19 protein-coding genes and 1 pseudogene are annotated in these 22431 nt (G+C 69.5%); 1 reads left to right on the top strand and 19 read right to left on the bottom strand.

Annotated features, from left to right (window positions below; all coding sequences use genetic code 11):
* Positions 1-2: 2 nt before the first annotated feature.
* The 17 genes and pseudogenes from VF139_13300 to der form a co-directional block, all read right to left on the bottom strand.
* Complete coding sequence (locus VF139_13300) at positions 3-2375, bottom strand: LptF/LptG family permease (protein ID HEX6852368.1); 2373 nt, start codon at positions 2373-2375, stop codon at positions 3-5.
* Positions 2376-2450: 75 nt separating this feature from the next.
* Complete coding sequence (locus VF139_13295) at positions 2451-3302, bottom strand: ParB/RepB/Spo0J family partition protein (protein HEX6852367.1); 852 nt, start codon at positions 3300-3302, stop codon at positions 2451-2453.
* On the bottom strand, positions 3295-4050 hold the full coding sequence (locus tag VF139_13290; protein ID HEX6852366.1) for a ParA family protein: 756 nt from the start codon (positions 4048-4050) through the stop codon (positions 3295-3297). The genes VF139_13295 and VF139_13290 overlap by 8 nt, the downstream gene beginning before the upstream one ends.
* A 207-nt stretch (positions 4051-4257) precedes the next feature.
* Entirely contained in the window at positions 4258-4737 is a 480-nt protein-coding gene (locus VF139_13285) for a bifunctional nuclease family protein (GenBank protein HEX6852365.1), read from the bottom strand.
* A gap of 68 nt (positions 4738-4805) precedes the next feature.
* Entirely contained in the window at positions 4806-6170 is a 1365-nt protein-coding gene (gene miaB, locus VF139_13280; GenBank protein ID HEX6852364.1) for a tRNA (N6-isopentenyl adenosine(37)-C2)-methylthiotransferase MiaB, read from the bottom strand.
* A gap of 11 nt (positions 6171-6181) precedes the next feature.
* Positions 6182-6499 carry an HU family DNA-binding protein gene (locus VF139_13275; protein HEX6852363.1) on the bottom strand — a complete coding sequence of 106 codons (318 nt, stop codon included), beginning with the start codon at positions 6497-6499 and terminating at the stop codon, positions 6182-6184.
* 24 nt (positions 6500-6523) lie between these two features.
* Complete coding sequence (locus tag VF139_13270; GenBank protein ID HEX6852362.1) at positions 6524-8281, bottom strand: 30S ribosomal protein S1; 1758 nt, start codon at positions 8279-8281, stop codon at positions 6524-6526.
* Between the two features lie 158 nt (positions 8282-8439).
* Positions 8440-9186 (bottom strand): pseudouridine synthase, encoded by a 747-nt coding sequence (locus VF139_13265; protein HEX6852361.1) that lies wholly within the window; start codon positions 9184-9186, stop codon positions 8440-8442.
* Positions 9183-9830: an SMC-Scp complex subunit ScpB gene (gene scpB, locus VF139_13260; protein ID HEX6852360.1), complete on the bottom strand. Its 648-nt coding sequence runs from the start codon at positions 9828-9830 to the stop codon at positions 9183-9185. Before scpB ends, VF139_13265 begins: the two co-directional genes overlap by 4 nt.
* Complete coding sequence (locus VF139_13255; GenBank protein HEX6852359.1) at positions 9823-10575, bottom strand: segregation/condensation protein A; 753 nt, start codon at positions 10573-10575, stop codon at positions 9823-9825. The genes scpB and VF139_13255 overlap by 8 nt, the downstream gene beginning before the upstream one ends.
* On the bottom strand, positions 10572-11567 hold the full coding sequence (gene trpS / locus VF139_13250) for a tryptophan--tRNA ligase (protein ID HEX6852358.1): 996 nt from the start codon (positions 11565-11567) through the stop codon (positions 10572-10574). The genes VF139_13255 and trpS overlap by 4 nt, the downstream gene beginning before the upstream one ends.
* 86 nt (positions 11568-11653) lie before the next feature.
* Positions 11654-12169 carry a hypothetical protein gene (locus VF139_13245; protein HEX6852357.1) on the bottom strand — a complete coding sequence of 172 codons (516 nt, stop codon included), beginning with the start codon at positions 12167-12169 and terminating at the stop codon, positions 11654-11656.
* A gap of 7 nt (positions 12170-12176) precedes the next feature.
* The gene (locus tag VF139_13240; protein HEX6852356.1) at positions 12177-12935 is read right to left on the bottom strand and encodes a cyclic nucleotide-binding domain-containing protein; all 759 of its coding nucleotides are present in this window, start codon (positions 12933-12935) and stop codon (positions 12177-12179) included.
* 33 nt (positions 12936-12968) lie between these two features.
* Positions 12969-13835: a HEAT repeat domain-containing protein gene (locus tag VF139_13235; protein HEX6852355.1), complete on the bottom strand. Its 867-nt coding sequence runs from the start codon at positions 13833-13835 to the stop codon at positions 12969-12971.
* A gap of 27 nt (positions 13836-13862) precedes the next feature.
* Entirely contained in the window at positions 13863-15383 is a 1521-nt protein-coding gene (locus VF139_13230; GenBank protein HEX6852354.1) for a GTPase domain-containing protein, read from the bottom strand.
* 102 nt (positions 15384-15485) lie between these two features.
* Positions 15486-16334 (bottom strand): YihY/virulence factor BrkB family protein, encoded by an 849-nt coding sequence (locus VF139_13225; GenBank protein ID HEX6852353.1) that lies wholly within the window; start codon positions 16332-16334, stop codon positions 15486-15488.
* A pseudogene (der, locus tag VF139_13220) lies at positions 16331-17644 on the bottom strand (ribosome biogenesis GTPase Der). The gene VF139_13225 and the pseudogene der overlap by 4 nt, the downstream one beginning before the upstream one ends.
* A 141-nt stretch (positions 17645-17785) precedes the next feature.
* On the opposite strand from der, the gene VF139_13215 reads away from it, so the two are divergent.
* Positions 17786-18055: an HU family DNA-binding protein gene (locus tag VF139_13215; protein HEX6852352.1), complete on the top strand. Its 270-nt coding sequence runs from the start codon at positions 17786-17788 to the stop codon at positions 18053-18055.
* A gap of 3 nt (positions 18056-18058) precedes the next feature.
* On the opposite strand, the gene VF139_13210 is transcribed toward VF139_13215, so the two are convergent.
* Positions 18059-19087: a PEGA domain-containing protein gene (locus tag VF139_13210; protein HEX6852351.1), complete on the bottom strand. Its 1029-nt coding sequence runs from the start codon at positions 19085-19087 to the stop codon at positions 18059-18061.
* A gap of 147 nt (positions 19088-19234) precedes the next feature.
* Positions 19235-22372 carry a ComEC/Rec2 family competence protein gene (locus VF139_13205; GenBank protein HEX6852350.1) on the bottom strand — a complete coding sequence of 1046 codons (3138 nt, stop codon included), beginning with the start codon at positions 22370-22372 and terminating at the stop codon, positions 19235-19237.
* Positions 22373-22431 lie beyond the last annotated feature (59 nt).

The following is a 22431-nucleotide window of genomic DNA, read 5'->3' as shown; positions in this document are numbered from 1 at the left end:
GCTCAGGTTCGAACCAGGCTGAACATCCACGCGCCGAGCGTCGCGAACAGCGCGTTCGGCGCCCAGGCCGCGATCAGGGGAGGCAAGGCTCCCTCGAGCCCAAGCGCGTTGGTGATCGCGAATGCCGCCCAGTAAGCGAGGACGAGCAGCAGGGCGACACCGACGCCGTACATCGAGCCTCGTCGCCCGACGCGGAACGCGAAGGGGAGCCCGAGGAGCACCATCACCAGGGGGGTCAAGGTCCTTGCGAGCTTGACATGCCAGTCGACGCGCAGGCGCGTCGTGTCGAAACCGCTGTTCTCCAGCGCTCGGATCTGCTGAGCGAGATCCTCGAGGGACATCTGCTCGGGCAGGTCGTTCTCCCGGGTCATCGTCCGCTCCCGACGGGCGAAGTGCTCCGGAGGATCGATGTCGAGCGACGTCTCGGCGCCGAAGCGTTTGAACTCGCCGGTCCCGCCGCCCGGCGGGAAGGTCCGGATCCACCCTCCGTCGGTACGCCAGCCCTGACCGTCCCACCGGACGGATGGGGCCACGGCGTGGGACGAGATGCTGGGCGCGTTCAGGTCGACGATGTAGACGCTGAGTCCCTGGAACCGGCGCAACTCGGGGTCGAAGAGCCGGTAGTGATAGAGGCGACTCTTCGTTCCGAAAATCCAGCGGCCTCCCTGCGTCGCGCCGTAGGTCCGCGGGGATCTCTGGAGGATCTCGTCCTTGAGCGCCTGGGCACGCAGGTTGGTCTGCGGCGCGATCCGGTCCTGGACGAGGTACGCGGCCATCGAAAGCACGATCGTGAGTCCCACGATCGAGGCGACGACGCGACGGGCGCTCATTCCCGTGGCGCGCATCGCCGTCAGCTCGCCGGTGCGCGCGAAGACCGTGCAGGTGACGACGGCGCCGATCAGTGCCGCGACGGGGACCGCGAGACCGAGCGATCCCGGGCTGAAGGCGAGGAAATACCCCGCCAGCTGCGTGAGGGGCGTGGTCGACTTGGCGGGGAGCGAGTCCGCGATCGACTTGATCTCGAAGAGGAGCACGACGAGCCAGCAGAACCCCAGGGAAAGACCGAACAGCCGGAGAAAGGCGACGCCGATGTAACGATCGATCTGGGGGATCCAGCTCTGCGTGGACGCGACGGCGACCGGAGAAGGCGTGCGCTTGCCGAACCGCTCGAGCACCGAGACGATCCTGCGCCACACCACGGCGGACCAGGCACGCACGCTTCCCCGCGAAACGAAGCCGATCCCCGAGTACGCGAGCAGGGTGAGGAGAGCGACCGCAAGGTTCGCCGCCCAGAGAGCCGGGGCGATCGGAATCCTCCCCTCCAGGGCCTGCTTTTGGAGCGTCGTGTAGATCAGCCAGTAGCCGACGATGATCCCGATGCTCAGCGCGAACCCGGCTCCCTTGCCGCTTCGCACGCGGGTCATTCCCAAGGGACCCGCCAGGAGGGAGAAGAACAGGCAGGCGAAGGGGAGGGCGAGTCGTGCGTTCGCCTCGAGGCGTGCCGATCGCTCGCGGATCGGTCGGATGATCGGGTCCGGCTCGTCCCTCGAGGCCCGGACCTCCGCCAGGAGCTCGCCGGCACTCATGTCGCTGGGGGCGCGTCCGATCTTGCCGGAGGAACCCAGGAGGTAGTCCGGAGGCGCCATCGCGGGTGGGACGTAGCGGTCGAACCGGATCGGACGGTACACGTCGGGGGCGGCGGCCTTGAAGTCGTGGATCGTGCCGTCCCTGAAATCCACACGAACCCCCGAGGGGCGGCTGGCATCCTTGGTGACGGTCGCGCTTCGGGCCACGATCAGCTGTTCGTTTCCCCCGCCGACGTCGTGCTGGTAGAGCAACACCCCTTCCAGGACGCCGCGTCGCTTCGGATCGACCTCCTGGACGAAAACGACCAGTCCCGGAATCTGGGTGAAGAAGACCCGCGGCCGGATCTCGCTGACGAGATCCGCCGCCCGGATCATCCCCGCATTGATCTCCCGGATCTTGAGGACCGAGGCGGGCTGCACGACCCAGTACATCGAGAGCGCGAACGCCGTGAAGACAAGGCCGTGGAGAGCCAGGGGCCGCAGGAGATAAGCCGGGCCGAGGCCGGCTCCCTGGAGCGCCAGGATCTCCTGATCGGCGGAGAGGCGCCCGATGCCGATCAGCGAGCCGAGGAGCGTTCCCATCGGGATCGCGAGGAGCAGGCACTTGGGAAGGCTCAGCAGGAGGAGCTGGGCGAGGGTCGCCGCGGGGAGGTTCTGCTGCAGGCCCATCTGCGCCAGCAGGAAGAACTGGTTCATGAGGAGCAGGGACACCCAGAGCGCGATCGATAGCAGGGTAGGAGTCCAGAGCTCCGCGAGGAGGTAGCGGGTGAGCCGCCCGGTCCTGGTCACTGACCTAATGTCCGATAAGGTATATTATGTCAACCATTGGGGCGCCTCGGGCCGAACGGCGGCCATTTTGGTGGTTCAGGAGGCCTGGGGGTTCCCCTCGGTTTGCGCCTCCTGCAGGAGCCGTTCGAGCAGCTCGCGCAGCGCCATGATCAGCTCGCCCCGGTCGACTTCCGGTTTCTCGAAGGTCAGCTGGACCTGAAAACTCTCGTTCTCCGGGCGGTAGCGATACACGAAGCGTTTCGCCTTGGGCGCTCCGGGTTCCTCGCGGTTGAATCGCCGTGCGTCCTCCCGCGTGTACCCCTCGCCGGTGATCTTGTCGATCAGGTGGTGCATCTGCTCGGCCGTCTCCTGGCGGACGATCTGGAGGAGCATCGACTTGCTCTCGATGTCGGCGCGCCGACATCTCTCCTGGACGTCGGGCGGCATTCGGTTGAGGCTCAGGGCTTCGGTGATGACGGTCCGGGACTTGCCGAGCTTCCGGGCGATCTCCTCGTGGGTGTACCGGAACTGGTCGCAGAGGCGCTGGATGGCGGCCGCCTCCTCGAAGGGGGTCAGGTCCTTCCGCTGCAGGTTCTCGATGAGCGAGATCTCCAGCATCCCGCGGTGGTCGACGTCGACCTCGATGCACGGGAGGTGGCGCAGCCCGGCGATCTTGGCCGCCTGGTATCGACGCTCGCCGGCGATGATCTGGAACTTCCCCTCGTGGATGCGTACGAGGATCGGCTCGAGGATCCCCTTCTCCTTGATGGAAGCCACCATCTCCGAGAGGTCGCCGAAGTTCTTCCGGGGCTGGTTCGGGTTCGGCTCGATTCGCTCGATGTCGATCAGGCGGCCGATCGACTCGGAGCGCGTCGAGGTGATCTCCTCCACGAAGTGGCTGTCGTGGCGCATCTTCCGATCTTGCGGGAGTCCACGGAACTTAGACACGGGCGATGACCTCCTCGGAAAGGCTGTAATACTCCACGGCACCGGAGGATGTTGGGGCGAAGGTGAAGATGCTCTGCCGATAGGCGGGGCTCTCCTCGAGCCGGACGCTCTTCGAGATCACCGTCCGGAAGACCTTTTCGCCGAAGACCTCGCGGATCTGCTTCTGAATGTCCCGGGATAACACCGTTCGGCGGTCGTGAAGGGTGATCACGACTCCCAGGAACTGGAGGGCCGGGTTGGGGCGGGCCCGGATCTTCTCGAAGGTCTCGAGCAGGTCGTCGGTTCCTTCGAGTGCGAAGTAGGAGGACTGGATGGGGACCAGCAGGTGCGTGGCCGCGACGAGCGCGTTCACGGTGAGGATGCCGAGCGTCGGGGGGGTGTCGATGACGATGTAATCGTAACGATCCCGGATCGGGTCGATCTTGTCCTTGAGTCGGAAATGGCTGTCGAACTCCCCCACCAGCTTGACCTCCGCCTTCGCCAGGGAGATCCGTGCACCGATGACGTCCAAGCTGGGTAGCTGGGCCGGGACGATGACCGACTCGGCGGTGACGTTGGGGTCGACCAGGAGCTCGTAGATCGATCCGTGGATCGATCCAGGATCGACGAAGGAGAGGGTCGCATTCCCCTGCGGGTCGAGATCCAGCAGGAGGGTCTTCAACCCCTTCTGGGCCAGGGCGGCCGCGAGGTTGATCGACGTGGTCGTCTTGCCCACGCCGCCCTTCTGGTTGGCGACGGCCACCACCATGGCGGGCACGAATCGTCCTCCTTTCGGATCTCGGTCGTCGACGCGGACCCCTCGATAATGCGGTGGGTCGCGACTTCGGCACTAGATGTCGTGGACTCGATGAACGGCGCGAGTGTAGACGGGGTCTACCGGCCTGTCAACGCGAGGGACGACTAAAATGTCGGCGGGGGGAAGAGGTTTTATTGCGAAGATAAGGCGAAAGCCGAGCTACATCGGCTTGCCGAGATCCTCGGGGTCGACCTGCTCGAGCCAGCGACGCAGCCGCTCCGTCTCGTCCCCCTTCTCCTCGTCCCCCTGAATCGACTTCTGGAGGACGCTCTCGGCGACGAAGATCGGGACGCGAACGCGGAGCGCCAGGGCCATCGCATCGGACGGGCGAGCGTCGATCGCGAGCTTCTCCCCCGCCCGATCCAGGTGGATCAGCGCGAAGAAGGTGTTGTCGCGCAGGTCGGTGATTTCGACGCGATCGACGGTGGCGCGCAGGGCGTCGATGACGCTGCAGATGAGGTCGTGCGTCATCGGCCGCGGCGAAACGATGTTCTCGAGCTGCATCGCGATCGCGTTGGCCTCGAAGAGGCCGACCCAGATGGGGAGCACCGTCTCGTCGTCGGGCTTCTTGAGGACGATGATCGGCATCTGGGACACCGGATCGATCATCAGCCCTTTGACCTTCATCTCGACGGGCATCCGGCCTCCCGCGATCGGCGAATTTCGAAGAAAGCGCGGCGGAATATATACGCGCCCAATCGGACGGGTCAAGCTGGCGACGGAAGCGAAGGAACGCCGTACAACGCGAACGGGGAGGCGCGTTCCACGACGACCCTTTCGAGCCTCCCGGGAGCCGATTCGCCTCGGAAATTGACCACGCGCGCCTCCGGAGTGCGTCCGCTCCAGACCCCGGGTCGCTTGGCGTCGGGCCCGTCCACCAGAACCTCCACGACGCTCCCCACCCAGCGCGCCATGCGGCGCTCCTGGATCCCCTGTTGTTCCGCCTGCAGGCGCTGGAGTCGCTCCATCTTCACGTCGGCGGGGACCGCGTCTCCGAACTCGAGCGCGGCCGTCCCGGGACGCGCGGAATAGGCGAAGGAGTAGAGGGTGTCGTACTCCACCTCGCGCACGAGCTCGAGCGTCTGCTCGAAGTCGGCGTCGGTCTCCGTCGGGAAGCCGACGATGACGTCGGTGCCGAAGGTCATCTCGGGGATGCGGCGGCGGAGCGCCTCGATCCGCGAGAGGTACCCCGACCGGTCGTAGCCCCGGCGCATCGCGCGCAGGACCGCGCTCGACCCCGACTGCACCGGAAGGTGCAGGTAGGGGCAGAGCTTCGGCCGCGCGTCGCGCATCGCGTCCATCAGGGACTCGGTCATCTGGGCCGGATGCGAGGTCGTGAACCGGATCCGGCCGATCCCTTCGACGTCGGCCGCCGCCCGCAGCAGATCGCCGAGATTCCTGCCGGCGGCGTCGCGATAGGCGTTCACCGTCTGGCCGAGGAACTCGACCTCGTGCACGCCGCGAGCCGCGAGGTGCCTCACCTCCCCGACGACGTCGTCGAGGTCGCGGCAGACCTCCCGCCCGCGCGTGGTCGGAACGATGCAGAACGTGCATCGGTGGTTGCAGCCTTCGACGACCGTGACGTACGCACGGCCGCGGCCTTCGCCGTCGCGACGGATCCGGTCGTAGGGGAAGTGGATCGAGTCGTTGCGGATCTCGACGTCGGCCACGTGCCGCGCGGAGTCGTCGCCCGCGCGCAGGCGATTGACCAGGATCGGAAGCGAGCTCGTCGCGCGCGTGCCCACGACGACGTCGACGTAGGGCGCGCGCGAGAAGATCCTCTCCCCCTCCTGCTGGGCGACGCAGCCGCAGACGCCGAGGACCATGCCGGGGCGGCGGTCCTTCAGGGCCTTCAGCCGGCCGAGCTCCGAGAAGACCTTTTCCTGGGCCTTCTCCCGGATCGAGCAGGTGTTGAGGAGCACGACGTCCGCCTCTGCGGCGTCGTCGGTCCGGACGTAACCGTGGTGCTCGAGCGCCCCCGACATCTTGTCGGAGTCGAGCACGTTCATCTGGCAGCCCCAGGTCTCGATGTAGTAACGGCCGGCCGGACGGCGGTCGTGGGAGGAGGACATGACGCGGCGGCTCAGGCTTCGGTGGACGGCGACGACGGGACCTGCGCCTCGTCGTCGCCGTTGATCAGATCCTTGAGCTCCTTGCCGGGCTTGAAGTACGGAATCCGCTTGGACGGTACGTCCACGCGATCCCCGGTCTTCGGATTGCGCCCCTGGCGGGAGCGGCGCCGTCGCACGCGGAAGCTGCCGAATCCGCGCAGCTCGATCTTGTCGTCGCGGCGGAGCGCCTCGACGATCTCGGCGAACACGGTGTTGACGATGATCTCCGCCTGCTTCTTGCTCAGGTCGGAGACCCGGATCACCTCTTCGACGAGGTCGGCCTTGGTCATCGGCGTTCCCGAGGGCTCCCGGCGCTACGCGTCGTCCCGCGAGACGGTGCGGCGGATGCTGTCGCCCAGGAGATCGCCGAGCGTCGCGCTGCCGTCGTCCTGCTGGCTCTCCTGGTACTCGCGCAGCGAGCCGGTGTCCGGCTCGTCGAGAGCCGCCTTGATCGAGAGTCCGATCTTCTTCTCGAGCGGGTCCATCTTGATGATCTTGACCCGGACTTCCTGCTCGACCTTGAAGAGGTCCTCGGGTTTCTCGACCCGCTCGCGCGACATCTCGGAGACGTGCACGAGTCCTTCGATGCCCTCGAACAGCTCCACGAAGGCCCCGAACTCCGTCAGGCGCACGATCTTGCCGGTGAGGATGTCCCCCACGCCGTGGCTGCGGAAGAAGTCCTCGAGGACGTTGGGCTGGAGCTGCTTGATCCCCAGCGACAGCCGCTGGTTGTCGGAGTCGATCTTGAGGATGATCGCCTGGACCTCGTCGCCCTTCTTGAGCACCTCGCTCGGGTGCTTGATGCGCCGGGTCCACGACATGTCGGAGATGTGCACGAGCCCGTCGATGCCGTCCTCGACCTCGACGAAGGCGCCGAAGTCCGTGACGTTGCGCACCGTGCCCTTGATCTGGTCGCCGACCCGGTACTTCGTGTCGATGAGATCCCAGGGGTTGGGCTCGGTCTGCTTCAGGCCGAGGGAGAGGCGGCGGCCCTCCTGGTCGATCTCGAGCACGACGCACTCGACCCAGTCGCCGATGTTGAGGATCTTCGAAGGGTGCTTCACCCGCTTGGTCCACGACATCTCGCTGACGTGGATCAGCCCCTCGACCCCTTCCTCGACCTCGATGAAGGCGCCGTAGTCGGTGAGGCTCACGACCTTGCCGCGCACGCGGGTGTGCGGCGGGTACTTGACCGACGCGGTCTCCCACGGGTCGTCCTGCAGCTGCTTGAAGCCGAGCGAGACGCGCTCGCGCTCGCGGTCGAACTTCAGGACGATCACGTCGAGCTCGTCGCCGATCTGGAACTTCTCGGAGGGATGGTTGATCCGGCCCCACGCCATGTCGGTGATGTGGAGCAGGCCGTCGATGCCGCCGAGGTCCACGAAGGCGCCGTACTCCGTGAGGTTCTTCACGGTGCCGCGGAGGATCTTGCCCTCCTCGAGGTCCTCGAGGGTCTTCTTCTTCTTCTCCGCGTTCTCCTCCTCGAGCACGGCCTTGCGCGAGAGGACGATGTTGCCGCGGCGCTTGTTGACCTTGATGACGCGCATCTTGAACTCGAGGCCGCGCAGGGCGTCGAGGTTGCGCACGGGACGGACGTCCACGAGGGAGCCGGGGAGGAACGCCGGAACGCCGATGTCCACCTTGAGGCCGCCCTTGATGCGGTCGATGACGCGGCCGAGGACCGGCTCGCCCGTCTCGTAGGCGCGCTCGACCTCGTCCCAGACCTTCATCTTCTCGGCCTTCTCCTTCGAGAGGACCACGTAGCCGTCGGAGTTCTCGAGCTTCTCGAGGAGGACTTCGACCTTGTCGCCGGGCTTCACGGTCAGCTGACCGTCGTACCCCTTGACCTCGTCGATGTCGATGACGCCCTCGGACTTGAAGCCGATGTCGACGACGACTTCCTTCTCGAGGATCTTCAGCACGCGGCCCTGGACGACGTCGCCTTCCTTGAGGGACTTCAGGCCGGCTTCCCATTGCTCGAGAGCCTTGCCGAAGTCGAGGTCGTCGAACTCGTCGTGGTTCGAGCCGCCCTCGGGACGCGTGGATTCCTCGGTGTGATGATCGGTAGACATGAAGGGATCGTACCTCCTGGGTCGGGCCGTGACTCCGATCCTGGAGAGCCGCGGTCCCGTTGGTACCCGGCGTGGCCGGGCTGCCGGTCGGAAATCTCCGCCGACAAAGGCCGCACTCTAGCCGACGCCCTTTCGAAGTGTCAAGAACGGGCGCGTTTTCAGTGGATTAGCGAGGGCTTGGCCTGGGGCTTGGCCGAGCGCCGCAACGCCTCGACCTCGGCCTCCTCCAGCAGGCGGAACTCCCCCGCCGCGAGCCGCCCGAGCGTCAGGGGGCCGTAGGCCGTCCGGCGCAGGCGCAGGACCGGATGCCCGACCGCCTCGAGCATGCGTCGCACCTGCCGGTTCCGGCCCTCGACGATCCGCACCTCCACCCACGCGTTGTCCCCGCGGCGTACGACTCGGGCCTGGGCCGGAGCCGTGGGGCGACGGTCGAGCGGCACCCCCCCGCGAAGTCGTGAGAGTGCGGCCGCGTCGGGAATCCCCCGCACTTTGGCGAGGTAGGTCTTCCCCACCCCGCGGGACGGATGCATCAGGTCGTGCGCGAGGTCGCCGTCGTCGGTGAGGAGCAGCAGCCCTTCGCTGTCGAAATCGAGCCGGCCGACCGGGTAAACGCGGCGCTTCACCCCGCGAAGGAGCTCCTTGACGGTGGGGCGTCCCTCGGGATCGTGCAGGGTGGTGACGTATCCGCGGGGCTTGTTGAGGAGGTAATAGACCGGGCGCGTCGGCGGCCCGGCCACGCGTTTCCCGTCGACCTTCACGACGTCCCGGCCGGGATCGATCTTGGTGCCGAGCTCCCGCACGGTGTGTCCGTTCACCGAGACCCGGCCCTCGACGATGAGGCGCTCCCCCGCCCGCCGCGAGGCGACCCCCGCGTGGGCCAGGAACTTCTGGAGCCGCTCGCTCATTCCTCTCCGTCCGCGCCGGCGGGGAGCTCGATCTCCTCGGAGTCGCCTTCGGCCTCGATCCGGCCGACGGCCGGAAACAGCGACGACTCCCCCGTTTCGAGGGCGCCGAGGAACTGGTCGAAGTCCTCGATCGACGGGAGGTCTTCCAGGCGGTTCAGGCCGAAGTGGACGAGGAACTGTCTGGACGTCCCGTACAGGAGCGGGTTTCCGACCACCTTCTTCCGGCCGAGGATCCGGAGGAGCTTGCGCTCGACCAGGCTCTTGAGGGCGCCCGAAGGATCGACGCCGCGGATGGCCTGGATCTCGGGGGAGGTGATCGGCTGGCGATAGGCCACGATCGCCAAGGTCTCGAGCGCCGCGGGCGAGAGCCGCGTGCGATTGCGCTGGCGAAAGAACTGCCGGACCGTCGCGCCGACGTCCGGCCTCGTGGCGAGCCGGTAGGCCCCCGCCACGTGCTCGACGTGCAGCCCGGAGCCCTCCGTCTCGTACCGGCGTGAGAGCGCCTCCACGGCGGCGACGACGCCCTCCTCGTCGGCGCCCTCGAGCGCGGAGGCGATTTCCTTGGGATGGACGGGCTCCCCCGCCGCGAACAGGATGGCCTCGACCGCGGGGACCAGCCCCGTCACGTCCACGACGTCACTCACTTGCGGGTTCTCCTCGCAGCGCGATGCGGATCTCGTCGAACAACGCGCGCTGGAAGGCGACGATCATCTGCAGGCGAATCATCTCGAGCACCGCCAGGAACGTCGCGATGCGCTGGCGGCGCTCGCCCATCCCCGCCAGCAGCTCCAGGAGGTCGACCGAGCGACGCTCCTCCAAAAGGTCGGTGAGCCACTGGATCTTGTCGGCGACGGACACGTCGTCCCGCTCGAGGCGGAGGCGCTCGTCCTCCCCCAGGCGCGAGAGGAGCTTGCGGAACGCCCCGACCAGGTCCATCAGGTCCACGGCGAGCAGCTCTTCCCCCTCGAACTCGGAGGGGACCTTGCCGTCGCGCGTCCAGATCAGGCTTCGCACGCTGTCGATCGCCTGCAGGTTCTCGGCGGCCTGCTTGTAGCGCTGGTACTCGAGCAGCTGCTGCGCGAGCTCGGCGCGCGGATCCTCGGAGCGCGCTTCCTCGCCTTCGACCGGGTCGGGGGGCAGGAGCATCCGCGACTTGATGTGCACGAGCGTGGCGGCCATCACGAGGTACTCCCCCGCGATCTCGAGGTTCAGCTCGCGCAGGAGGTCGAGGTAGTCCTGATACTGCCGGGTGATCTCGAGGATCGGGATGTCGAGGATGTCCACCTCGTTGGCGCGCACGAGGTGGAGCAGCAGGTCGAGCGGCCCGTCGAAGCTCCCGACGCGGACGTCGAACCCCTCGCCCGACGAGCCGGATCCGTGCTCGCTCATCCTTCGAGCCCCATCGCGCCACGAACCACCTTCATCGTGGCCGACGCTTCGGCGCGCGCGCGGTCGGCGCCGTCGTTCAGGATCGCGTCGAGGGCGGTCCCTTCGGCGAGCGCCGCGCGGCGCTCGCGCAGCGGGGCCATCCGCCCCTCGAGCCCCTGCTTGAGGGCCCCCTTGCAGTCGCGGCAGCCGATCCCCGCGCTGCGGCATCCGGCATCCGCCCACGCGACGACCTCGGGGGTGGAGAAGATCTTGTGCGTGGCGAACACCGGGCAGACCTCCGGGTTCCCCGGGATGTGCCGATGCGTGCGCTGCGGATCGGTGAGCCAGCCGTCGACCTTCTTCGAGACCTCGGTGGTCGTGTCCTTCAGGAAGACCGCGTTGCCGTACGACTTCGACATCTTCCGGCCGTCGGTTCCGGGCAGTCGGGAGGCGGGTGTGAGGACCGGATGCGGCTCCGGGAAGATCTCCCCGTAGAAGTGGTTGAATCGCCGCGCGATCTCCCGGCTGAGCTCGAGGTGGGCGACCTGGTCCTCGCCGACGGGCACGCGGTCCGCGCGGTAGACGAGGATGTCCGCCGCCTGCAGCAGCGGATAACCGAGGAAGCCGTAGGTGTTCAGGTCCCTCTCGCGCAGCTGTTCCTGCTGCTCCTTGTAGGTCGGCACGCGCTCGAGCCAAGGAAGCGGCGTCGTCATCGAGAGGAGCAGGTGCAGCTCGGCGTGCTCTTTCACCGCGGACTGCACGAACACGACGCTCCTGGCGGGGTCGATCCCTGCGGCGAGCCAGTCGAGGGCGACCTCGCGCACGTAGCCGCGGATCGCGTGCGTGTCGGCGTAGTCCGTCGTCAGCGCGTGCCAGTCGACGATGCAGAAATGGCACTCCGCCTCGTCCTGCAGGCGCACCCAGTTGTCGAGCGCGCCGACGAGGTGGCCGAGATGCAGGGGGCCGGTGGGCCGCATCCCCGACAGGACACGGTGCCTGCGAGTGGAAGCCATGGCGAGCACCCGGGAAAAGGCGGCAAACGCCGCGGAGCCGCGGAATCTAACACGCGCCTTCTCGGAGGGTCAAACGCCCGCGCGGCTCAGCGCGCTCCCGCCGCGGCTTCGAGCTTGGGCCCCGCGACCTTGCAGACGGCGCGCGCGGTCTCCTCCCCGATCGCCTCGATCGCCTCGTCGCGGGCGATGGCGACCGGGTCGTCGCCCGGGATTCGCGGCCGGATCTCGCGCAGCACGCGGAACTTCTTCTCGCGGAACGGCACATCGGAATCGCCCGCGAAGATCCGGAGCCTGACGATCACCGAGAAAACCGCCTCGAGGCGCAGCCCCTGGCCGGGCTCCTGTGCCTGCGCGTAGGTCGCGAGGGAGTCGTCGAAGTTCGTCTCCTCGCGGTAGTCGTCGAGGGCCACCTGAAGGCGCACCGGCGCACGTTCGGTGCCCTTGGGCGCGAGGGTCGTGAAGCAACCCGCTCCCGCGACGGCCGAGGCGATCTGCCGCTCGATGTCGGCGCGAAGGGTCTCGGAACCTCCCGACGCTCGGTCGCCCCAGGCCACGTCGATCGAAAGCGGCAGGGTGAGCGCGAGGAGGAGCGCGGCGGTCAACGGCGCCTCATATCCGGAAGACGACCTTCACCATGCCGAGTCCGAGCTTGTCCCCCTCGCGGATCGGGTGCGGACGCCCGGTGACGAGCTTCGTCCCGTTCACGAAGGTGCCGTTGAGCGCACCGACCTCTTCCGTGAGCACGAACCCCTCGCCCGCCCGCAGCACGCGCGCGTGACGCCGCGAGACGCTGCGCTTGAGATCGACCTGGGTGAGGTCGATGTCGGGCTTGAGCTCGGTCACCGGGTCGTAGCGTCCGATGAGCGTGTCGTCCCCGGTGAGCGGGAAGACGATCCCCTCCCCCTCGACCTCGAGGCGGGCTCCGGCGCCCGCTCCCGCGGCCTTCGGGTGCTGCGGCGGAGCGGGACGCCCCGGCGCGGGTCCGCGCGACTCGGCGGACTGCAGCTGCTCGATCTTCCGCTCCGCGTCGCGCAGCCGGATCGACAGTTTGCGCAACATCCGGATGGCGATCTCGATGTTGCCCTTGATCATCTTGTCGAAGGTGATGCTGTTGATCTCGATCAGCTCGGCGTCGTCGACCGCTTCCGCGGAGATCGTCCGGGGAAGCCCCTCGAGGATCGACATCTCCCCGAAGAAGTCCCCCTTTTCCATGGTGCCGTGCACGCGCTTGGCACCGTCCACCATGCGGAAGAGCCGGACCTTGCCGGACTGGACGATGTACATGGTGGTGCCGAGGTCGCCCTCGGTGAAGATCCGCTCGCCGGATCCGTACCGGACCATGAAGTTCTGGAACGGGTTGATCGCCATCGATCGAATATTAGGGAGCCGGTCGCCGCCCCGTCAATCGGCGCGTTCGCCGCGCACCGAACGCTCGAAGAGAACCCGCACGGCGGCGTAGCGGACGCGCTGATCCGGATCGTCCCGGGCGATGGCGCGAAGCAGCTCCACGACCTCGTCCCGAACCGACGCTCCCAGCGCCGTCGTCGCCGCCTCGCGAACCGCGGGATCCGGGTCGCGCCGGGCCGCCGCGGTGAGGTCGGCGACGGTCGCCGCCTCCGTGTCCTCCGGCACGCCTCCCCGGGCGAGGACGAGGGCGGCGAGCGCGGCGGCGCGCGACCGCACCGCCGGCGCGGGGCTCGACAGGAGCGTGCGCGCGGGGGCCAGCAGGGTGGGGTCGCCTCGACGGAACTTCAGGTGCTGGTCGAGCGCCGTTTCGGAGAGAAAGGGGTTCGGATCCAGCAGAAGGCCGCTCATCGCCTTCCATGCCGCGTCGAGGTCCTTGCGGTTCTGGATCTCCGCCAGGCGCACCGCCGCCGTCTCGAGGGCGGCGCCGGTCTCGAGCGGGACCGGTCTCGCCCCCGCGGTACCCCGGGTCAGGGCGAACGCCCCCGCCTTCACCGCCCGGCGCTCGGTCGAGGGCTGCAGCAGCACGAGGTAGCGACGGTCGTCCTCGAGGTCGAGCCCGGCGGTTCCGGCCTCTCGGTCCCGGTTGGCGTCGCGCAGGTCCACCTGGATGACGGAGCCCGGCTCGAGTCCCCCGCGCAGGACGCGCTCGACGCGCAGCTCCACGAAGCGGCTGTCGCTCGTCACCACCTCGGCCACGACCACGATCGGGGCGGGGCCCATCCAGTCGTAGAGGTCGAGCGGCGCGGCCGAAGCCGCCGTCGCGAGGAGGAGGAGGGTGGTCGCCGTCGGGAGCCTGCGCACGCAGGAGAGGATAACGCCCCCGTCGGTTCAGCGAGGCTCGACCGGATCGAGGCGCAGCCGGATGGACAAGGCGAACCGCCGCGCGGCGGTCCCCTCCCCCAGCTCGACCGGGACGACGATCTCCCGGGCCTCTCCCGGGGCGAGGTTCGCGACCTCGAGATTCGGGTCGTCGAAGAGGTCCGACGGGCCGGCGACCTCCGTCAGGACGATCGTCTCCTCGGGGGCGGGGGCCGGCTCCGCCTCGATCGGCGCGGGCTCGGCTTCCGGTTCCTCCCGGAAGAGCGACGCCACGTCGGCGGTCATCGTGGACTCGGCGAACGCGGGCTCGGGGAGCGGCTCCGGCTCGACGACCTGTTGGGCCGGCGTCGACCACTCCGGGTCGAAGCCGCGGTCGATCTCGAACCTCTCCTCGGGGAATTCGGCGAACCGGGCCGCCGCAGGGGGAGGCGCCGGCGCCGGAACGGGCGTTGCGCCCTCCCGCGCTTCGACCGCATCGGCGAGCTCGTCGATGCTCAGCGTCGAGCCGAACACCGAGTCGGGGGCGGCGAACGGCGAGGAGTCCTCCTCGGGGGCGCCCATCCAGACGCTGTCCTCGTCGCCTTTCGCCGGGGAGGGCTCCGGAGCGACCTCGACCGGCTCGACGAGCGCGGCTGCGGCGACCGGCGCCACCGCCGGCGCGTCGTAGGCGTCCTCGACTTCGGCCATGATCCCGTCGATCTCGTCTTCGTCGAATCGGCCGAGCGAGGTCTCCTCCTCGACCGCGGTCGCCGCGGCCGCGGGGGCGCGGAAATCGGGCGGCGGCGGCACCGCGCGCGCGACGGGGGCGGCGGCGGGGGTCTCCATGCGCGACAGCGGAACGGCGACGGGGGCGGCGGCGACCGAAGGGGCGGGCATCGCCGCCGGGACGACGACCGAGGCCGTCGGAGCCGGCGAGGGCGCCTGCGCCGGGGCTCCCTTCGGGTCGTATTTCCGGGTCAGGTGCAACAGCACGAGCTTCACGATCGCCTTCAGCGTGTCCTGCACGCCGATCCCGGTCACGGCGACCGACTCGTAGAACGGGGCGTTGTACTTGTTGATCGCCGCGTTGAGGTCCTCGATGGGGCTCAGCCGCGGGAGGTCGCGTTTGTTGAATTGGATCACGTGCGGCATGTCGGCGAGCCGCATCCCGTGCCCCTTCAGGTTCTCCTCGAGATTCTTGAAGGACTCCGCGTTGGCCCCGAGCATCGTCTCCTGGGAATCGGCGACGAAGACGATTCCGTCCGCACCTTTCAGGACGAGCTTGCGGGTCTCGTTGTAGAAGACCTGGCCGGGGACGGTGTAGAGCTGCACGCGGGTCTTCATCCCGCGGATCTCGCCGAGGTCGATGGGCAGGAAGTCGAAGAACAGGGTCCGGTCGGTCTTGGTCGCCAGCGAGAGCATCTTCCCCTTCACGTTGTCGGGGAGGTTCTCGTGGATGTACTGGAGGTTCGTGGTCTTCCCGCAGAGCCCGGGTCCGTAGTAGACGACCTTCGCGGTCAGCTCACGCGTGGAATAGTTGAAGAGCACCATCGAAGGCGACCCCTTTCCGGGCGCGACCTGGCAACCGCCCCGTTGCGCGACCGGCGCCGAACATAGTCCCGGCCTCCGGGAGCGTCAAGAAAAGGCCGAAACTCAGGCCCGTCGGGTTGGGTCCCCCGCTTCGGACCGATTCCCGTTCAGGATCGCGGCGACCTCCGCGCCGTAGAGGGTGATCGCGACCGCGGTGAAGATCCAGAGGAGGAAGGCCACGACGGCGGCAAGGGTCCCGGTGAACATCCCGAACGTCGGGGAATGGGCGAGCAGCCCGCCCCACACATGCCGGGCTACCTCCCACAGGAGGAGCGTCGCTCCCCCGCCCGCCGCGGCGGCCGTCCACTCGACCCGCCCCCGGGGAAGCGCCTTGTAGAGCACGGCGAACGTCGCGAAGGTCACGACGAGGACGACGACGTACGAGACCCACGCGGCCGTCGGTGCGAGCGAGAAGGGGGGCTTGAGGGCCCCGTCGTAGGCGGCCAGCTGCGTGATCGCCTCGTGCACGAGCAGGGTGACGATCAGCACGATCGCGAGGAAGGAGACGCCGGCGACGGACTTGAGCTTCGAAAGCCAGTAGCGGCGACGCGGAGCGGTGGCGAAGGCGACGTTGATCGACACCTCGAGAGAGCCGAACGCGGCGCTCGCCAGCCACAGGAGACCGGGCACCGCGATCGCGACGAACCCCTTGCCGTGGGGCAGATCGCCGGTGAGGCTGCGCAGCACCGCGCCGGCCTCCCCCGGAAGGTACGGCTCGAGGGCCGTGTCGATTCCCTCGATCGACGTCTCGGGCCACAGCCCCCTCAGGACGCGGAAGAACAGGTACAGCCCCGGCGCGAGGGAGAGCAGCGAGTAATAGGCGACGGCGGCCGCGTGCTGCATCGCGTGATCCGCCTGGAAGTGGCGCCACGACTGCCACGCGATGCGGACGGCGCGGCGGAGGATCTTCAACGCGGACGGCCCTCGCGACTGCGGAAGGTGATCTGGATCGGCGACGCGCCGAAGCCGAACCGTTCTCGCAGACTGTTCTCGAGGTGGCGACGCAACGAGAAGTGGACGAAGCGCGCGTCGTTGCAGAACAGGACGAATCGCGGGGGGTGCACGCCGGTCTGCGTCGCGTAGCGAAGACGCACGCTGCGGCCTCGCGCGGGGCGGGCCCGCTCGTCGTCCGCGACCTGCTGCAGCCAACGGTTCAGCTCCGGCGTGGGGACGCGGATTCCCGCCGCCGCGTAAAGGGCGTCGACCTCCTCGAGGACGCGACCGACGCGCTGGCCCGTCCGCGCGCTGACGAAGATCACGGGGACTTCCTTCGCGAAACGCAGGCGATCGCGGACCTCGGCCTCCCACGCCTTGGCCCGGGCCTCGCGGTCCTCCACGACGTCCCACTTGTTCACGACGACGAGGAAGGGCTTCCCGGCGTCGCGCACGTCGCCGGCGATGTGTGCGTCCTGCGCGGCGACGCTCTGCGTGCCGTCGAGCACGAGCGCCACGACGTGGGCCCGGTCGATCGCGCGGCGCGCGATCACGACCGAGAGCGTCTCGGCGGTCTCGCGCACGCGGCCGCGCCGTCTCAGCCCCGCGGTGTCGACGAGTACGTACCGGCGCCCGTCGCGCTCGAAGGCGGTGTCGATCGCGTCGCGCGTGGTTCCCGGAACGTCGCTGACGACGACCCGCTCCTCGCCGAGCATCCGGTTCACCAGCGAGGATTTTCCGACGTTCGGCCTGCCGACGATCGCGAGACGGATCTCGGGCGCTTCGGCCTCCGGGACTTCGACCTCGCTCGTGTCGATGCGCGCGCCGATCGCCTCGAGGAGCGCGTCGATCCCCAGGCCGTGCTCCGCCGAGATGAGGACGGGCTCCCCCAGTCCCAGCTCGTGAAGCTCCGCGGCGGCGAGCTCGACCGCGGGGCTTTCGACCTTGGTGCCGACGAGGATCACCGACGCTCCGCGCCGCCTGAGCCACCCGGCGACCTCCCGGTCGACGGAGGTGAGCCCCGCGCGGGTGTCGGCGACGAAGAGGATCAGCGCCGCCTCGGCGAGGGCGGCTTCGGCCTGTTTCTCGATTTCCCGGGCGAACGGGGCCTCGGTCGCGGGAGTCAGCCCCCCGGTGTCGACGAGTCGGAAATGGGCCCGGTCCTTTCGGACGAGCCCGTAGAGGCGATCGCGGGTCACGCCCGGCTCGTCGGTCACGATGGCCTTGCGGTGGCCCACGAGACGGTTGAAGAGCGTGCTCTTCCCCACGTTCGGAGCCCCCACGATCGCCACGAGAGGGGGTGACGCCATGCGCGCCACCCTAACACACGCTCCCTAAGTGCCCATCGTCGTGAGGTTTACGGCTCGATCGCCCTTGACGGCCCCGCGGAGGCTCCCTAAACTGGGCGCCCTTCTCGCCGGGAGTTCGGGATGATCAAGGCCGACATCATCAACAAGGTCGCCGAGGACGCCGCCATCACCAAGGTGAAGGCGATCGAAGCCGTGGAAGCGGTCTTCGAGGCGATGAAGGTGGCGATGCGGCAGGGGGAGCGCATCGAACTGCGCGGGTTCGGGGTCTTCCAGGTCAAGCCGCGCAAGAAAGGGATCGGTCGCAATCCGCGCACCGGGCGCGAGGTGAAGATCCCTCCGGGGAAAACGATCCGCTTCAAGCCCGGCAAGAACCTCCGCAACCTGACCTGAGCGTCACTGCCCCGGCGACAACTCGACCGAGGCCGTCGCGGTCGCCCCGCGATCCACCTGGACCACGACCGCGCGGCTTGCGAACCCGGGGCGCACCACCTCGATCCGGTGCTCGCCGATCGCGAGCGGAATCGCCCCGCGAAGGCGCGCCACTTCGTCCCCCCGGGCGAAGTACTCGCCGTCGAGGTAGATCGCGGCGTCCGCGGGGGTCACGGCCAGTCGAAGGAACCCCTTCTCCAGGCGCGCGCTGGGGGCGACGAGCTCGGCGGGCGCGGCCGTCTGCGCCTGCGCGGGCGGCATCGTCGCGGGATCCTGCGAGCGCGGGTCGATCCCCTCCCCTTTCTCGAGGGTGTAGTCGAGGCGATAGGCGCTCCCGGGGCGCGCGTCGACGACCACGCGCAAGGTCTTGAATCCGTCGGCGCGGATCTCGAGGACCTGGCGCCCGCCGCCGACGCGGAGATGGTCCCATCGCCCGTCGTAGTCCTTCACGCGGCCGACGTCCTCCCCGTTCAGGATCACGCGCGCGTTGCGGGGGGTGACGTCGATCTCGATGCCCGCGGGGCCGACCCCCTCGGCGGGCGGAGCCTCGACGTAGGGGTAAGCGTAGTAGGGCGCGCCCCAATAACCGCCGTACCCCCAGTACGGCCAGCCCACGCTGAATCCGACGCTCCACGACGGGCCGTAGCCCCACCAGAAGTCGTCGTAGTAGTAGGGGTATCCCCACCAGCCGTAACCAGGGTAATAGCCGGGGTAGTAGTAACCGCCGTGGCCGTGGCCGTAGTGATAACCGTAGGTGGCCGTTCCCGACGCGGTCTGCCTGCCGCCGCGAGGGGCGGTGGCCCGCGTCGCCTGGCCGGAAGCTCGGGGGGCGGCCGCGGTGGTTCGGGCGCCGGAGACCCGGGCACCGCCACCCCCACCGTGCCCCCCGCCGCGCGTGGCGACCCTCCCCGCCGCTTCGGCGGCGAACGGGGCGAGTGCGAGGCCGGTCCCGAGGAGGAGGAGCGCGAGGCGACGCGGGATGGAGTTCTTCATGGCGGCCTCCGGTTCGGGGCGGAATCCCGAGACACACTGTTGCAATTCGTGTACCGCTCCGCCAGCCCATGATGCCGCGCGGTTCCCGCGTCACCGTCCTCCGGCGCAGTCGCCGCGGCGTCCTTTCCGTGGGACATCACGGGGTGTCTATACTGCGGTTCGATGGCTTCCGGCCTCCCCGAATACGTCTGGACTCCCCCGCCGGAGCGCGTTCGCCTCCGGGTTTTCTTGTTCGTCGTCACTTGCTTCACGACCCTGATCTCGGGGAGCTGGTTCTGGGCGGGGAACCTCGACCTGCTCGCCGCCGGCAAGTTCGGCGCGGCGCATCTGTTCTCCCCCGCCGTCCTCGCCGACGGACTCTCCTACGCCGTCCCCCTGATGCTGATCCTCACCGCGCACGAGTTCGGCCACTATCTCGCCTGCCGCTACTACAGGATCCCCGTGACGTTGCCGCTGTTCATCCCGAGCGTCCCTCCGATCGGGACCTTCGGCGCGGTGATCCGGATCCGGGGGATCATCCCCCATCGGCGCGCGCTCCTCGACGTCGCCGCCGCCGGCCCCATCGCGGGATTCCTCGTGGCGCTCCCGACGGTGTTCTTCGGGATCCGGGAAGCGCGCCCCGTGGAGTCGTTCCCCGGGGGCGGGTTGTTCTTCGGGGACCCGTGGCTGTCGATCGGCTTCGCGCTGCCGATCCACGGCGACACCGACCTCCTGGTCGGACCGGTCTACATGGCCGGCTGGGTCGGCATGCTCGTCACGTCGATGAACCTCTTCCCCGTCGGCCAGCTCGACGCGGGGCACGCGGTGTACGCCGTCTCCCGCCGGGCGCACCGCGTCGTCTCCTGGGCCACGCTCGCGATCCTGTCGGGACTCGTCGCGTGGCAGGCGTGGTCGACGCGCAGCTTCCCTTCGTACGCGGTGTGGCTCGCGATCCTGTTGTTCCTCCGGGACCGTCACCCGCGCCTGCTCGACGAACACGAGCGGCTCGGTACGGGACGCCTCGCGATCGTCGCCGTGCTCGCCCTGATCTTCGCGCTGACGTTCATGCCGGTGCCGATCCGCTTCGTGGAGTAACCCCCCCTCCCCGTCCACGAATCGCACGGTCCCCTCGCGGTCGGTGCGGAAGACGACGGCGCGGCGCCGGCGCAGCCGCTCGAGCGTCGCCGGAGCCGGGTGGCCGAAACGGTTCCCCGCCCCCGAGGAAACCGCGACCCATCGCGGTGCGAGGGCCTCGAGGAACGCCCCCGTGCTCGAGCGCGCGGCGCCGTGGTGCGAGGCGACGAGGAGATCGACCGCGCCGCCGGCGCCGCGCTCCACCAGCCTGCGCTCGCCCTCGCCCTCGAGGTCTCCGGGAACGAAGGCGGCGCCGCCGGACGGCGTGTCGATCCGGACCGCGGCGCCGCGATCGTTGATCGGAAGTCGCGCGTCCTCGCGGAGGGGGTGGAGAATCGTCAGGCGCGAGCCGGCGGCACCGAACGCCGCGCCGCGCTCCGCGAGCCCCACCGCGAATCCCCGCTCGCGCGCGATCGAGGCGACCTCCCGCACGGCCTCCTCCCCGAACGCTCCGGCGGGGAGCCACAACGTGCCGACGTCGAACTCGCGCAACAGGGACGGGAGCCCCCCGGCGTGGTCGTCGTGGCCGTGCGTCAGGACCACGGCGTCGAGGCGGCGGCATCCGGAGGCGAGAAGCCACGGCGCGACGATCCGCGCCCCCGCGTCGAAACGGCCCCCCGAGCTTCCTCCGCCGTCGACGAGCGCGCACCTCCCGCCGGGTCCGACGACCGCAACCGATTGACCCTGACCGACGTCGAGGACGGCGACGGTCGTCGGCCGCGTCTCGGGAGGGGGCGGAGCGCCCACGTGCAGCGCGAGCGCGACGAGCAGGAAGGTCGCCACGGGAACCGGGCGGCCCCGGCGCGCGGCGGCGGCGAGGGTCGCGACGTAGCTCCCGAGCAGCAGCCACGACGGGGGCGGCACGCGCATCGACGCGAAGGGCGCCGCCGCCGCGACCCTCGCGATCCCCAGCATCGCGTCCACGCTCCCCGCCGCGAGGGACCCGGCCGCGGGGACGAGCATCGCCGCCGATCCGAACAGGAGGACCGCCGCGCAGATCGGTGCGGCGGCGAGATTCGCGAGGAGGGCGACGGGGGCGAGCGTGCCGAATCGGACGGCGAGGACCGGCGCGGTCGTCACGTACGCCGCCGCCGAGACGGCGACGGACGTCGCGAGCCAGGGGGTCCACGGGAGCTTCCGGGCGATCGGCGCGGAGAAGGCGAGGATCCCCGCCGTCGCCGCGAAGGTGAGCTGGAAGCCCGGGTGCCTCGCGCCGGCGGGGTCCCATGCGACGAGAACCATCGCCGCGAGCGCGAGCGTGTTCAGCGGATCGCCGTCGCGCCCGATCGCCCTCCCGACGACCGCGATCGCCGCGGCCAGGCACGCCCGCACGACCGGGGCGTCCCCGCCCACGAGAACGGCGAACGCGGGGAGGACGGCGACCGCCGCCAGCGCGAGCAGCCGCGGTCCGGCTCCGAGTCGTCGCGCTGCGGCGAGGGCGGCGAACACCGCGATCCCCACGTTGAGCCCGCTGATCGCGATGAGGTGGTAGAGGCCCGCGGCCCGGAGCGTCCGGGCGTCGTCGGGATCGAGGGCGGCCCGGTCCCCGAGGAGCATCGCTCCGAGCAGGTCGCGGCGCCGCTCCCCGACCGCCCGGTCGAGCCTGTGCCTCAGGCCGACGAGCGCGCGGTCGAGGGTGCGCCGTACCCCGGAGCCGGTCGCGAGTCGTTCCACGAGCCGCGGGTGCTTCACCGTCGCGGAGGCGTCGATCCCGCGCGCGAGCATCTCCAGGCGCGCCTGGCGCGTGCGCGGTGCCCGGACGCGCGCGAAGACCCTCACCCGGTCGCTCGCGCGCAACGCGAGGACCGACTCCCGGGCGGAGGCGTCGCTTCCGGGGGCGACCCGCAGCGCCACGCGAAGCCCGTCGACGTCGATCGTGAGGCGGAGGTCCCCGTCGCGGTCACGCTCCGGCGCCCGTCGCACGGTTCCCTCCAGGTGGCGGTCGTCGCCTGTCGCCGGGGGCGGCAGGACCTCGGCGCGATCGAGGGCTGCGGTCCAGGCGAAGGAACCCGCCAGCAGCCCCGCGGCACCCGCCGCCGCGCACGCCCACGTTCTGGAACGGCGACGCCACGCCATGCACGCCGCCAACACCGCGAGAGCCGCCGCGTGCGTGGGGGGCGCGAGGTCGGGGGGCACGATCGCTCCCGCGACGAGCGCCGCAGCGGGAGCCACGAGTGGGCGGAACTCGGACCGCGAGATTCGAGGGTTCACGTGGAGGGGCGAGGCGGAGG

The organism is Candidatus Polarisedimenticolaceae bacterium (assembly GCA_036376135.1).
Classification (GTDB): Bacteria; Acidobacteriota; Polarisedimenticolia; order Polarisedimenticolales; family DASRJG01; genus DASVAW01.
The sequence above is the reverse complement of the archived record's forward strand: the minus strand, read 5'-3'. Positions and strand labels throughout refer to the sequence as shown.

Coding starts and splice junctions, on each gene's coding strand:
- VF139_13290 (HEX6852366.1), bottom strand. CDS start 4,050: ATGGTGGTGGCCGTCGCCAACCAGAAGGGCGGCGTGGGCAAGACGACC.
- VF139_13285 (HEX6852365.1), bottom strand. CDS start 4,737: ATGCCCGTCGAGATGAAGGTCAAAGGGCTGATGATCGATCCGGTGTCC.
- miaB (HEX6852364.1), bottom strand. CDS start 6,170: ATGTCCTCCTCCCACGACCGCCGTCCGGCCGGCCGTTACTACATCGAG.
- VF139_13275 (HEX6852363.1), bottom strand. CDS start 6,499: ATGACCAAGGCCGACCTCGTCGAAGAGGTGATCCGGGTCTCCGACCTG.
- VF139_13270 (HEX6852362.1), bottom strand. CDS start 8,281: ATGTCTACCGATCATCACACCGAGGAATCCACGCGTCCCGAGGGCGGC.
- VF139_13265 (HEX6852361.1), bottom strand. CDS start 9,186: ATGAGCGAGCGGCTCCAGAAGTTCCTGGCCCACGCGGGGGTCGCCTCG.
- VF139_13255 (HEX6852359.1), bottom strand. CDS start 10,575: ATGAGCGAGCACGGATCCGGCTCGTCGGGCGAGGGGTTCGACGTCCGC.
- trpS (HEX6852358.1), bottom strand. CDS start 11,567: ATGGCTTCCACTCGCAGGCACCGTGTCCTGTCGGGGATGCGGCCCACC.
- VF139_13240 (HEX6852356.1), bottom strand. CDS start 12,935: ATGGCGATCAACCCGTTCCAGAACTTCATGGTCCGGTACGGATCCGGC.
- VF139_13230 (HEX6852354.1), bottom strand. CDS start 15,383: ATGGTGCTCTTCAACTATTCCACGCGTGAGCTGACCGCGAAGGTCGTC.
- VF139_13215 (HEX6852352.1), top strand. CDS start 17,786: ATGATCAAGGCCGACATCATCAACAAGGTCGCCGAGGACGCCGCCATC.
- VF139_13210 (HEX6852351.1), bottom strand. CDS start 19,087: ATGAAGAACTCCATCCCGCGTCGCCTCGCGCTCCTCCTCCTCGGGACC.